General features: G+C 58.0%; 9 protein-coding genes. 4 read left to right on the top strand and 5 right to left on the bottom strand.

The genetic code is table 11. The features are described 5' to 3' along the window. Positions 1 to 106 precede the first annotated feature (106 nt). The 4 genes from N878_RS07165 to N878_RS07180 all read left to right on the top strand — a co-directional run bounded on the left by N878_RS07165 (position 107) and on the right by N878_RS07180 (position 6,096). Positions 107 to 1,852 (top strand): ATP-binding protein, encoded by a 1,746-nt coding sequence (locus N878_RS07165; RefSeq protein ID WP_021442985.1) that lies wholly within the window; start codon positions 107 to 109, stop codon positions 1,850 to 1,852. A 112-nt stretch (positions 1,853 to 1,964) separates the two neighbouring features. Continuing rightward, positions 1,965 to 3,176, top strand: a complete 1,212-nt coding sequence (locus N878_RS07170; RefSeq protein ID WP_021442986.1) for a DUF4297 family anti-phage-associated protein — start codon at positions 1,965 to 1,967, stop codon at positions 3,174 to 3,176. 16 nt (positions 3,177 to 3,192) lie between these two features. After that, a complete protein-coding gene (locus N878_RS07175; protein WP_021442987.1) occupies positions 3,193 to 4,878 on the top strand; it encodes an ATP-binding protein in 1,686 nt (561 codons plus the stop codon). A gap of 219 nt (positions 4,879 to 5,097) precedes the next feature. Continuing rightward, entirely contained in the window at positions 5,098 to 6,096 is a 999-nt protein-coding gene (locus tag N878_RS07180) for an SIR2 family protein (RefSeq protein ID WP_031302861.1), read from the top strand. 267 nt (positions 6,097 to 6,363) lie between these two features. On the opposite strand, the gene N878_RS07185 is transcribed toward N878_RS07180, so the two are convergent. The 5 genes from N878_RS07185 to N878_RS07205 all read right to left on the bottom strand — a co-directional run bounded on the left by N878_RS07185 (position 6,364) and on the right by N878_RS07205 (position 12,799). Beyond that, positions 6,364 to 7,728, bottom strand: a complete 1,365-nt coding sequence (locus tag N878_RS07185; RefSeq protein ID WP_021442990.1) for a DUF1329 domain-containing protein — start codon at positions 7,726 to 7,728, stop codon at positions 6,364 to 6,366. Between the two features lie 15 nt (positions 7,729 to 7,743). Continuing rightward, complete coding sequence (locus tag N878_RS07190; protein ID WP_021442991.1) at positions 7,744 to 9,579, bottom strand: DUF1302 domain-containing protein; 1,836 nt, start codon at positions 9,577 to 9,579, stop codon at positions 7,744 to 7,746. Between the two features lie 375 nt (positions 9,580 to 9,954). After that, the gene (locus N878_RS07195; protein ID WP_021442992.1) at positions 9,955 to 10,620 is read right to left on the bottom strand and encodes a hypothetical protein; all 666 of its coding nucleotides are present in this window, start codon (positions 10,618 to 10,620) and stop codon (positions 9,955 to 9,957) included. A 34-nt stretch (positions 10,621 to 10,654) separates the two neighbouring features. Further along, a complete protein-coding gene (locus tag N878_RS07200; RefSeq protein WP_021442993.1) occupies positions 10,655 to 11,311 on the bottom strand; it encodes a c-type cytochrome in 657 nt (218 codons plus the stop codon). Positions 11,312 to 11,320: 9 nt separating this feature from the next. After that, the gene (locus tag N878_RS07205; RefSeq protein WP_031302865.1) at positions 11,321 to 12,799 is read right to left on the bottom strand and encodes an FAD-dependent oxidoreductase; all 1,479 of its coding nucleotides are present in this window, start codon (positions 12,797 to 12,799) and stop codon (positions 11,321 to 11,323) included. Positions 12,800 to 12,802 lie beyond the last annotated feature (3 nt).

The following is a 12,802-nucleotide window of genomic DNA, read 5'->3' on the forward strand; positions in this document are numbered from 1 at the left end:
CTCATCTCGGTTAAAAGGTATCCAAGGCAGTTCGCCAAACATTGAGCCCCACCTATCGGCATCCTCTTTTAGTTCGATTGGACGGACACAAGGAAGTAACCGCACGATGGATAAGCTGTATTTTCAAGTTGACTCGCGCTTGGCGACCCTACTGAGCCAGGAGTACTCCTCAACCGAGAAGGCGCTTAAAGAGTTGGTCGACAACGCCTGGGACGCCGACGCCGAGCAGGTGTCTATCACCCTACCCGAACCCATGAGCGATGAACCGATCATTATCATGGATGACGGAACCGGCATGACAGCTCAAGAGCTCAGTAGTCAGTACCTGAAAATCGCATCGGATCGCCGGGTAAGACGAGGAGAACGAACTGCCGGCAAACATCGTCTCATCAAGGGACGCAAGGGCGTTGGCAAATTCGCAGGTCTGATGGCGGCATCAGTGATGACTCTGGCGACCCGAGCACGCGGCAGCGAAGTCAGCTTCAGCCTCAGCCTGACTGAATTGGAGCAGGTGGCGGATATCGAACATCTGCGTCTCAGCCCAAAGGTCGATGCATGCCTCCCTGAACAGCACGGCACCACGATAACCCTGTCCAACTTGCATCAGGGGCTCGTGTATCCAGACGCCAATCGGCTTCGCCAACTTCTGATTCAGGAGTACGGACGCCAAAAGGATTTCACCATTGTTATCGATGGTAAGCCCTTGGCTATTGATGATCTGGAAGGCACTTACACCGAGGACGCCATTTGCCTGCCAGACACAGGCGACGTAGCGTTACGTTTCTCGATCAGCAGTGGCAAGACCGGCCTGCGCGAACCGGGCATAACCTTGATGGTGGATGGCAAAGCTGTCGGAAAACCCAGCTTCTTTGGGCTCGATCAATGCGATGATTTCCCACCCAAACTTCTTAGAAAAATGTACGGCGAGATCGAAGCCGATGGTTTGAGTGAGCATGTCACGGCGGGTTGGGACTCAGTGGTAGAGAACAGTGAGCGGTTTCAAAGAGTCGCGGAGTATGTTCAGGACAAGCTGCGTGCAGCCTTCACTGAAACCCATGGGGCAGAAATCCGCATGGCCCATGCTCGCTTACAGAAAGCAGTTCATGAACGCCTGGCTGCAATGCCTGGGTTCAAGCGGGATTATGCGGATCGGGCCATCAAGAAGGTATTGGAAAAGTACTACGACGAGCCATCCAGCAAGGTCGAGTCGATCGTGTTCGTCGTACTGGAAGCGCTAGAACGCTCCGATTACCGGACCGTTGTGGAGCATCTGGCCGACGCCCAACGGCGTGACGTGGCTATCCTGGCCGACTCTCTAAATGACTTCGGCTTAGCGGACATGGCTTTCCTAGTCGAACAAGCCTCAGCCCGTTCCACTTTTCTTGATCATTTAGAGCGATTGGCCAACACCGCCGATACCCTCGAAGCAACCATGCATAAGGCCATCGAACACAATCTCTGGATTTTCGGTTCAGAGTATTCCTTGTTCAGCTCGAACCAGACCTTGCAGCGCCAAGTTGAGGACTACCTTGATCGGACATATCGGGGCGAATTCGCGAACAAGCGTCCCGACCTTCTGCTCAACGAGAATCTCAATGGAGAGTACCTATTGATCGAGTTCAAACGCCCATTGCATGCGCTGAATTTCGCTGACTACCAGCAGTCTACTGGTTACCGACACGACTTTCTCAAGCACGTCAGTAAACCGATCAAGGTGCTGGTCATAGGCGGCAAACGTTCTGGGGATTATCCCGTGCAGCATTTGGAGCCCAATGTATCCACCATGCTGTTCGCCGATATTATTTCCACGGCGCGACGGCAGATTCAATGGCAGTTACGTACCAAATTTTAGTGAGGCTATGGTCGGACCGGAAACGAGCAAAACATCAGTGCTGGAGCCATTAGTCGTATAAGAAAGCTAGCGACTAGCAGAGACTGAGGGAAACCTAATAACTGGACATGCCATGACCGACAGAAGCGCCGTTGACACTATACGAGGGTATTTTTACCAGTTCGACCTGTCCATACTCAGTGTCTTGCGGCTGGCTTCGCTGGATGATTCTGTCGAGATCGAGTGTATCGAGGACATCGATATCCGGACTGCGACCGACGTCACAGCCACGCAATGCAAGTATTATGCGAAGACCGAATACAATCACTCCGTCATCAAAGACGCAGTAAAGCACATGGTGTCCCACTTCAAGGAAAGCTTAGCGGGAACGAAACCGAAGGTCTTGTACTCCATCAAAGGTCACTACGCCTCCGGACAGGAAAAGCTGGATGACGGAATAGACGTCGAATTCCTGAAGAAGCACTTCCTTACCTACACGAAGGAGAAAGTTACCTATTACCATCATATAGAGCTAGGTCTCTCTGATGCCGAACTTGAGGAGTTCCTCAAGCGCTTAAGTATCGACGTTAGGGCAAAGGAATTTGACGAACAGTTTCGTGAGGTGGTTGAAACCCTCCAAGCTATCTTTGGAGGATCGTCGTTCTCCGCCGAATATTTTTTCTATAACAATGCGCTAGCGGTTATCCGCGAGATGTCGGTCAATGCCGCACCGGCGGACCGGTCAATTACGAAGAGGGAGTTTCTGGAAAGGGTCAACACCTCCTCCGTCCTTTTCAACGAGTGGTTCGTCGAGAAGAAGGGCAAGAAAGCTCACTTGGCGGCGCTTCGCAAGGAGTACTTCACTGAGCTTAATGTGTCCCCGTTCGAGCGCTTCTTCTTGGTAGAGGTAGAAACGGACTCGTACATTCGAGGCGACCTCAAAGATCTATTCCTCGAGCTTTCCAAGAAGTGGGCAAAGCTGTCCGCGAGAGAGCCTTCCCCATTCTGCCCGTACATCTATGTCCACGGAGTACCAGACAGTGAGCTTCTCGCACTGAAGAGGGAGCTCAGCGCGGAAGGATTTAAGCTCATAGACGGTCACGACTTCCAGGGGGCAGACTTCAGCTGCCACTCGATCATGCAGAAAGCCACGCATGGTAACGGGATAAAGATCAAGATCCTAAATACACTTTCCAACGTCGAGCAAACCATAAGCTCCGTTACCAAGACACGACGCATCTACCAATTCCACCTGGGCAACTGCTACTTTGAATACGACAATCCGGCGGTTCGACACGTCAAGATTCAGGTAGAACGGCTTTCGGACGTTAAATCCATCATCTAACCACAGGCATGTGAGCATGGAACACGCACAGGAAGAAGAGCAAATCAACGCCCAAGTAATCGCAGTATTCCCCGACAAAGTACGCATTGTCGTGGATGACCTAGAAGATTTTAAGATAGCGGAAGAGTCGCTGAAGGTCGGTTCATACGTGAAGATCGCGGACAATGAGAACGCGATCCTCATAGCAATTATCGAAAACTTCCAGATTGCCGTCAGCGCGGACGGGAGGCGGGATCACATCATCGAAGCCTTCCCGCTCGGCATACTGAGGGACGGCAAATTCGAGCGCGGTGGCGATTCGCTTGCGATCCCGCCGAAGGCAGTTCAGCCCGCGACCATCGCCGACATCAAGAAAATTTACGACGACTCGGCCCCTGAAGTGGCGAGATTCCTCTTTTCGACGCTGGCCTCCAGCAAGAACGTCCCCGTGCCCGTCGACGGGAACAAGTTCTTCAACAAGCACATTGCCGTGGTCGGTTCCACCGGCTCCGGCAAATCACACACCCTGGCTACTATCATCCAGAAGGCAGTAGCGGGAAAAGATGGCAACTTCTCTCTCAACAACTCGCACGTGATCGTTTTCGACATCCACTCGGAGTACAAATCGGCGTTCCCTTCCGCAAACCACATCAATATCTCAAACTTGGTCCTACCATACTGGATGCTGAATAGTGAAGAGCTGGAAGAATTTTTCCTCGATACCGAAGCCAACGATCACAACCAGAGGAATATCTTCAAGGAAGCGATCATCACAGACCGCCGCGCAAAATTCAGTGGCTCCGAAGCCGAAAAGCAAAAGATTCACCTCGACACGCCTATCTTATTCGACATCAAAGAGGTACTTGCGTACGCAATCGCAAAGAACGAAGAGATGGTCGATACCGGAGAAGTCTACGCGGCTAGCAACAAGGAAAAGGCCGGACAGCCCAAATACACGCAGGGTAGTCTTTACGGGAAGCTGACTAACTTCGTGAACCGACTCGAGAACAAGGTGAACGACAGTAGGCTCGACTTCTTCTTAGGTGACAAATCTAAAAACATCACGTTCGAAGAAACGCTCCGAAAGCTGCTCGGATATACCTCACAAAGCAAGTCAAACGTGACCGTCATTGATCTAAGCGGGGTTCCATTCGAGGTGTTGAGCATAACAGTCTCGCTCATCTCGCGCCTCGTTTTCGAGTACGGGTACATCTACAAACGCATACGCTGCGCCAAGGATCCTAACGAGAAGGTCAACAACGACGTGCCAATCCTGCTTGTCTATGAGGAAGCGCACAAGTATGTTCCGAATAGCGAACTTTCCAAATATCGCTCATCTAAAGTCTCCATTGAACGGATTGCCAAGGAAGGACGCAAGTATGGCGTCACCTTGTTGCTCGCGAGCCAGCGCCCATCCGAGATATCCGAAACGATCTTCTCCCAATGTAGCAACTTCATTGCAATGCGCCTCACTAATCCAGCGGACCAAGGGTACGTGAAGAAGCTACTTCCGGACTCGCTCGGCTCGTTGATCGACAAGATGACGTCGTTCCGGCAAGGCGAAGCTTTACTGGTGGGTGAGTCCATCATTCTTCCGTCAATCGTCCAGATCGAACCGTGCGCTGACGCCCCATCCTCCAACGACATTCCGTACTGGCAGCTTTGGAAAGAGGAATGGAAGGACATGGACTTCGAGGCAATCAAGGCGGAGTGGTACAAATAATCACCACACGCCATGTTTGTAGGCATGTGGCGGAACCATGCGTCAACCACGTTTTCTCACTGAAAAAACTATGTCGAGCCAGTTAAAGTTATGATCGAGGACCTTCGTGACCTGGCTGACCTAACCCGCCGACATCGGCGTATAAACGCGAATATTGCTGGGATTAGGTGCATCCCATCCACTGAATAGACTGCACGAACTCGATCAAGGACACGGAATATGACACATAGCCTTCTGCTCGGAAATGGCATTAATCGGGTTGCAAAACAGCGACAGTGGACTGATATTCTTCAAGAACTCGCAATCCAGTTCGGTGCCGATGACCTACTTCCACAGATCAACGCTAAACCTCTATCTATGTTTATCGAAGAGCTATGCGCTCGCTCGTCGGAACGCTTCATTAAGGCAGAACGCACGGTAAAAATCGAATTCGCCAAGCTTCTCAGGCAGATCGAACCTATAGAAGCTCATACACGGGTGTGCAGCCTGTTTAAAGTGATCTTGACGACCAATTACGACTTCACGATTGAGGAAGCTTTCGCTGGGGTGCTACATCACCGAGCATTTCTCGCCCCCGAATCAAGATACAGCCTCTTTCGTAGACACCGAGCTGCCGATAAGGATATCTGGCATATACATGGTGATATCGCTAGACCTGGCTCGATGTTGCTCGGTTTCGACCATTACGCCGGAAACCTTCAGAAAATTCGCAACTATGTGACCGATGGGATCGACGTCAAAAGCGTACATTGTCGAGTTTCTTCACCTGTGAAGAATGGCAATTTCGATTTCACCATCAACCGGCAAGTGTATTCTTGGGTTGATTATTTCCTTCGTGACCACATCCATATTGTTGGGTTGGGCATGGACTTTACTGAGATTGATTTGTGGTGGCTCTTGCTGCACAAGCGTCGCAGGCTCCATCAAACAGGCAAGGTGTTTTTTTATCACACCACCACTGAATCTCAGACGACCGATACGCCAGTGACGTCTCTCCTGAAATCACTCAACGTGGAGGTGGTACCAGTGGTAGCAGCTAGCTACTTGGATTGCTACTTGAAGGTTGCAGACATGATTGAGGAGAAGATAGCCCTATACCCTGCTCTCTTTCCAAAGCCAGAGTGTAAAGCTGATGAAATTCAGTGCTTGAGTACGCTGGAGGAGTTAAATACCTCACGGCCTAAACAAGCCAGCATAAGGTTCTCCAGGTCGCACTAGTGGCGTTATCGATTTTTTCGCGCTCGGTTCAGCATCGTACTGAATAGTTCCCACTTTCCTTGAGCGACCTCAATACCTCAGATTTCGATGACTGCAATCGGCCGCTTGTTGCCTGTCGCAACCGACCGGCTTGGCTCCATTCCGGCCCACCACGACCAGTGATGCACAACCGATCCAACGCTCCCCATAAGCAAAAACCGAGCGCAAAAAAACCGCCCCGAAGGGCGGCAAAAGGAGCGGGCTTGTGGCCCACTATGGAGTAGTCATTCAGCGAATGCCCGAGCTACGCAGCGCGGCAGCGGTGTACTCGGCGGCGCTTGAGCTGAAGCCGAACTGCAGCGGCTCCTTCTCCTCGTTGTGCATGCCGGACACGATGTAGCGGCCGTTGATCAGGTCATACAGCGCCTCGGTACCGAGCCAGGGGATCTGCAGGTCGTACATCGGCGAGAGATGGCCTTCGGCAACGCGCCAGAGGGTGCCGCGCGCGTCATAGTGATCGGCCAGGGCGATCTGCCAACAATCTTCGTCGACGAAGAAGACCCGCTTGGCGTAGATGTGTCGCTCGCCCGGCTTGAGGGTCGCCTCGACCTGCCAGACCCGGTGCAGCTCGTAGCGGGTCAGCTCCGGGTTGATATGCCCGGGCTTGACGATATCTGCGTACTTCAGGTCCGCCCCGTCGAGCCGGTAGCTGTTGTAGGGGATGTAGATCTCGCGCTTGCCTACCAGCTTCCAGTCGTAACGGTCCGGCGCCCCGTTGAACATGTCCTGGTTGTCGGCGACGCGCTGGCCTTCGGAGGCCGGATAGGGGCCGTCGTAGGAGACCTGGGGGGCGCGGCGTACGCGGCGCTGTCCGGCGTTATACAGCCAGGCCAGACGCGGCTCCTTGACCTGGTTGAGCGTCTCGTGCACCAGCAGCACGTCACCGGACAGGCGCGACGGGGCGGTGACCAGTTGCTTGTAGTAGAACAGGACGTTGCCGGGGTTGGCCGGATCGAAGCCGGTGATGCGATCGCGGAAGGTGAATTGATCCTTGAAGTGCACCGGCACAAAGCTGCCGTTGGCCAGCGGCACGGCCTGCACATGACTGCGCTTGACGCTGCCACCTCGGTAGCGGGTGAGATGGTTCCACACCACTTCCAAGCCATTCTGCGGAATCGGGAAGGGTATGGCGGTGGAGAACTCGGCCAGGCCATTGCCCCCCTCGACCATGGTGGTTTGGGTCGCGTTCGCCCTGGCGGCCTGGTAGACGAAATCGGGCGCATTGGCACTGCGGTGGCTGGGGTAGACGGGGAGCTGGTAGGTGCCGGGATAGCGCTTGAACAGGGCCAACTGGCCTGGCGTGAGGTTGTCCTGGTACTGCGCCAGGTTCTGCGCCGTAATGATGAACAGCGGCTGCTCGCCGGCGAAAGGGTTGCTGAGGAAACCGGCGGCGTCCCGACTGCCTGCGTCCTTGGCCAGGCCGCCAGTCCAGGCGGGAATGGTTCCGGCGGCATTGCCGGCCATTTCGGCCCCCAGCGGCGTTAGTGCGGCGCCAAGCTGGCTGGCCTGTTCGGCACTGACTGCGGCGAAGGCGGCGCCGGCCAGGCCGAGGTTCAGCGCCAGCGAATAGCTCAGGATGACTGTCTTTTTCATGTGCAGGGACTCCACTTAGAAGGACACGCCGAGGCTCAGGGCCACGAAGTCACGATCGATCGAGGTGTTGTACTGGCCACCGAAGAAGTCGGTGTAGGACAGGCTGGCGGTGTAGGTGCTCTGGTACTCGGCATCCAGGCCCAGGCTGACGGCCTTGGCCCCCTCGTTGAACAGTCCGTTGGGGCCGTAGCCCTCGACATCGTGAGACCAGGACAGGCTCGGCTTGAGCGTGACGCCGGCGTAGGCATTGGGGTATTCCCAGATCGCCCGCGCGCGATAGCCCCAGGCGGTGCTGGTGGCAAAACCGTCGTTCTCGCAGTACCGGGAGACATTCTCGGCATTCGGGTTGTTACCCAGGGACTGGCTATTGAGGATCGGGCAGGCGCCGCTCGGCAGCGGCCCCGGGCCGAACATTTGGTCACGTCCGTAGCGAACGTCACCGGAGTGATCCAGTCCGCCGACATGCACCACACCGACCTCGCCCAGCAGCGTCAGACGGGAAGCCCCCATGACCTGATCGAAGAAGTGAATGAAGGTGGTCTGCAGCTGAGTGATCTCCTTGCGCCGGTAGCCATGCAGATCCCTACCCGGTGTGGCGCTGAGGATGGAGGCGTTGTCGAACAGCGGGTCGACGGTAAGCGGCGTGAGGCCCGAATAGAGAATGTCCGTGGTGTTGATCTGCACCGGCGCATTCGGCCGATAGCTGATCTCGCCGCTCCAGGCGGTACCGCTGGGCAGCGTGGTGGAGAAGCTCAGACCGTAGAGGCGGATATCCTCCGGATACTCCAGGAAGTAGCTGGAATTGCCCGCCACCACCAGCGGCGCCGCAGGGCCGAAGAGATCGGCAACGCCGTAGGTGAATGCGTCCGGCGCCGTGGCGCTGAAGAACGGCGTGCGGCTGTGATAGTTGAGGAAGTAGGCGCCGAACTCGGTATCCAACGGCGCGAAGTAGTAGCGCAGCGCGGTCCCCCACTGCCCGCTGTCGCGCGCGTCCCGGTCACCGCCGCGACGCACGATCACGCCCTCGTCAGGTGCCCCCCAGCTGACACCATTGGCCTGTAGCGCAGGAATCACGCCCGCAAAACCTGCGTCGGCGAGCTGCTGCTGGGTCAGCAGAACGGCCAGCTCATGGTCGCAGCCGTCGGCCGCCACATCCTGCTGGGCGAAGAAGGTGCCGCAGTTGTCGACCACGGTCTGGTCCCACTCCAGCTGGTAGAACAGCTCGGCGGACAGGTTCTCGCTCAGGCTCTGCGAGACGTAGAACATGTTCACCGGGATCAGGCCTTCCTTGATCTCGGCGCCCGGGCGTCGGAACGCCGCCACGTCGATCGGATTGATCGAGTTGATGCTGTTGAGGATGAAAGTGCTCTCGCCCCAGCTCACCACCTGCTTGCCCAGACGTACGGAACCGGGCAGATCGTCGATCGCGTAGTTGTGGTAGAGGAAGGCGTCGAGGATCTGGGCACCCGAGGCCTGGGCGGCCTGCTTGCGGTTGGAGTCGTCGATGTCCTTGAACAGGCGCTGTTCGTCCTTCAGCTCGAAGTCGTACCAGTACTTGCCGCGAACGAAGATCCCGCTGTCGCCGTAACGCAGCTCGAGGTCATGCACGCCCTTGAAGATCTTCGAGAAGGTCTCGCCCCGCTTGAAGTTCAGGTGGCCGTTGTCCGAGGACGGCGCCAGGCCGTCGCCGCCATTGTTGAACGCGATCAGGTCCGGGTCGGCCCCGCGCACCGACCAGCTGGCGCCGACCGACAGTTGCGAGTCGAACTGTCCCTCCAGCTCGCCGATAGTGAAGGTGACGGCATGCGCCGAAGCACAGGTGCCGGCGACCAGCCCCAGCGCACAGGCCATGCGGGTGGGTTGCCAGCGTGGTTGTTTCCTTATCATGCGTTCGCTACCTCTTGTTGTTGTGTTCGGTATGTAAGCGCTTGCTTTTTTCGCGGACGACTGTGCCCCGCCCGGCACCATGGGCATTCGGCCGGACCGTACTCGCGAAAGCTGGGAGCGTTAGCGGCTGGGAGAATCAGGGAGGGATCAGCACTGTGTTCAAATCCATGAACTCCTGTGCCCCAATCACTCGGGGCAAGTCTTTCGACGCCATTGATAATGACGCCATCGTTGCCACGCCGAAGGCGGACCAGAAGACGCCGGTCTTACAGAAATGAGCTGGAGCGAGAATGAGCCGTCAGGCGGCGACGGCTCACGCCCTGCAGATACGCAACTCGATCAGCGGGCCAGCGCAAGGGCCCCGGACGCCCTCGCCCCTGCTCGCTCCAGCGCGCCATAGGCGTAGTACTGCTGGATGATCTGGCACCCCCAGACGGTCAGGGCGTAGGTCATGAACACCATCTGGTCGTCGTCGCCCGGAATCGGGAAGAAGTCGTAGACCACCGCCACGGTCAGCGCCGCCACCGTAACCACTGCATTGAGCAGGGCATGCAGGTTCTCGCCGGCACGCAGCAGTCGCCAGGTGAAATAGGCGAGAAAGACCGTATAGCAGCACCACATGAACAGGTAGACGTACGGCAGCGGCCCCTTAACGAAGTCGGCCAAAACCAGCACGAAGGTGGCAGCGAAGGTGACGGCGAATATCGCGATGTCCTTGGCAACCGAAGGCTTGTAGCCATGGGTGACCGCCATCAGGCCGAGCACGGCCACGATCGGCACCCCGAACGCGCGGGAAAACGCATCGAGGAAGAAGGAGATGCTGTAGCTGGGCCCGAACCCCGTCAGCAGGAAGAACAGAAGATTCGACGCGGAGAAGGCGACGATCAGCCATTCGAACCCCAGCAGATAATTCTTCCGCACCCGCACATACTTGAGGCCGTATACCACGCCGCAAACGATCAAGAAGACGCTGGAAAGCAACGCAAGAGCTTCCTTAATTTCCATAGCTGTAGCCTCTATCAAATACTGAATCGATGGATCACTTCACCACCGGGGGAAGCGCTGCGAGGTAGTGGGCCAGTGCCTGCCGATCGCCCTCGGACAGGGTCGCGGCGATGGCCGTCATCGCGCCGGTCGGGTCCTGCCGCCCGCCCTGGGCAAAGGCATCCAGCTGCGCCAGCAGGTAGTCGTGCCCCTGCCCGGCCAGACGCGGGAACTGCTCATGCCCCATCAGTCCTTCGCCATGACAGGCGGCGCAGCCGCCGTTCGCCGCCAGCTTCTCGCCCTGTTCGCGCAGCGCGGCATCGGGCTTGAAGGAGCGGTTTGCCGCGGGCAGTTGCTTGGCGAAGTACGCCGACAGCTGCTCGATCTCGGCCTCGGTCAGACTCATCGCCAGGGGCGCCATGTTCGGGTTGGCCCGCTCGCCACTGGCGAAGCGCTTGAGCTGCGCCGCCAGATACGGCGCCGGCTGGCCCGCCAGGGCCGGATAACCCTGGTGTTGCGAGTGCCCCTGGACGCCATGGCAACCGATGCAGGCATCGGTCAGGCGAGGCCAGGCGCCGCCATCGGCCTCACTGGCCTCGCTGGAAGTCTCGATATGAGTGATCAGGCGATAGAGGTCGAGGCCATCGCGGCCATAGACCGCCAGCAGGACCGCAACCACGGCAACGACACCCAGCAGTATCAATTTCTTCATCTTCGCCTCCTATGCCCGACGCAGCGCGTTGAGCGCCTGCAGGGCACTCTGGTGCCCCGAACGCACGGCACCGTCCATGTAACCGGCCCAGATGTCGGCGGTCTCGGTACCGGACCAGATCAGCTTGCCGCAGGGCGGGCGCAGGGCCTCGCCATGGGTGGTCCAGAATCCCGGCGGGATGGCCGAGACGCAGGTGATCGACCAGGGGTCGTCGCGCCCCCAGTCCTGGTCGTGGTAGGCCGTCGGCTGCAGCGCTTGGTCGCCCCAGGCGCGCGCGTAGAGCTCCATCAGCGTCTGCTTCGCCGTTGCGGGATCGGAGGGCAGGTTGGCGTTGGAGACGAAGGCGTTGATGATGCCCACCTCGCCATTGGGCGGCGAGTTGTCCCAGGCCCAGATGACCGGCCCACCCAGCATCATGATGTGGCCATTGAGGCCCTTGTCGCGCCAGAACGGGCGGGCATACACCATGGCCGTCTTGCGCGCTGGAGAGTGGGCGGGCCAGGCGCGCTGCAGGGCCGCGCGGGCCGGCGGCAGAGGCGGCTCGAACTGCACCTGATTGCACAGCGCGGGGTGGATGGCCACGATCACCTGACGCGCGCGCACCAGTCCCTGATCGGTATGCAGGGTGACGACCTCGCCGTCCCAGCCGGAAATCTTGCGCACCGGGCAGGCCAAGCGAACCTTGTCGCCCAGTTGCCCGGCCATCTTGGTGCTGAGGATCTGCGAGCCTCCGACGATGCGGGTGCCTTGGGCGCTGTCCTTGATCGAGTCGAGTTTCTCGTAGTCGCAGCTGGCCGAGTTGATCATCGACAGGAAATGCAGGAGCCCCATCCTGGCGGGGGTGACGCCGCCGGTAAGGGTCATGCTGGCGTCCCAACCCGGCTGTTCCTCGGGCTTGATGTTCTGCTTGGCCAGCCAGTCGCCGACCGAAAGCTGGTCCAGCTCGGTGGCCTTCGGCGATTTCCAGGGCGCGCCCGAAGGCACATCGCGGGAAAGCTCGCTGAGCTTGTGCGCGACCTTCATGTCGGTGCCGAAGGTGCCCTCGAGATCGATCTCGAGGCGACCGTCGCCGCCGAAGATCACCGTATTGCCTTGGTAGAACTGCGGGAAGGTACCCACCTCCAGCTGGCGCGCGAGATCTTCCACGGCGGTCTGACCGGGCCCGATCCACTGGCCGCCGACCTCGGAGACATGGCCGTCGCCCACCTCGTAGTTGAGGGTTCGCCCGCCGACCCTGTCCCTGGCCTCCAGGACCACGAAGGACTCGCTGCCTGCCAGCAGCAGATCCCGAGCGGCGGTCAGGCCCGCCAGGCCGCCGCCGATGATGGCCACGTCGATCACGCCGCTGGCCTGACCTGAGTCTTCGCTGGCATTGGCCAGCCCCATTTTCAGGCCGAGGCCTCCCACGGCTGCGGTAGCGCCGGCGAGTTTCAACAATTGCCTGCGCCTCGAATCGAGGCCGGTTTCAACGCTGGGCTTCTTGGACATACT

The organism is Pseudomonas sp. EGD-AK9 (assembly GCF_000465935.2).
Taxonomy (GTDB): Bacteria; Pseudomonadota; Gammaproteobacteria; order Pseudomonadales; family Pseudomonadaceae; genus Aquipseudomonas.

Excerpts from the sequence above, each read along its gene's own strand:
- N878_RS07165 (WP_021442985.1), top strand. The coding sequence starts at position 107 with ATGGATAAGCTGTATTTTCAAGTTGACTCGCGCTTGGCGACCCTACTG.
- N878_RS07170 (WP_021442986.1), top strand. The coding sequence starts at position 1,965 with ATGACCGACAGAAGCGCCGTTGACACTATACGAGGGTATTTTTACCAG.
- N878_RS07175 (WP_021442987.1), top strand. The coding sequence starts at position 3,193 with ATGGAACACGCACAGGAAGAAGAGCAAATCAACGCCCAAGTAATCGCA.
- N878_RS07180 (WP_031302861.1), top strand. The coding sequence starts at position 5,098 with ATGACACATAGCCTTCTGCTCGGAAATGGCATTAATCGGGTTGCAAAA.
- N878_RS07185 (WP_021442990.1), bottom strand. The coding sequence starts at position 7,728 with ATGAAAAAGACAGTCATCCTGAGCTATTCGCTGGCGCTGAACCTCGGC.
- N878_RS07190 (WP_021442991.1), bottom strand. The coding sequence starts at position 9,579 with ATGGCCTGTGCGCTGGGGCTGGTCGCCGGCACCTGTGCTTCGGCGCAT.
- N878_RS07195 (WP_021442992.1), bottom strand. The coding sequence starts at position 10,620 with ATGGAAATTAAGGAAGCTCTTGCGTTGCTTTCCAGCGTCTTCTTGATC.
- N878_RS07200 (WP_021442993.1), bottom strand. The coding sequence starts at position 11,311 with ATGAAGAAATTGATACTGCTGGGTGTCGTTGCCGTGGTTGCGGTCCTG.
- N878_RS07205 (WP_031302865.1), bottom strand. The coding sequence starts at position 12,799 with ATGTCCAAGAAGCCCAGCGTTGAAACCGGCCTCGATTCGAGGCGCAGG.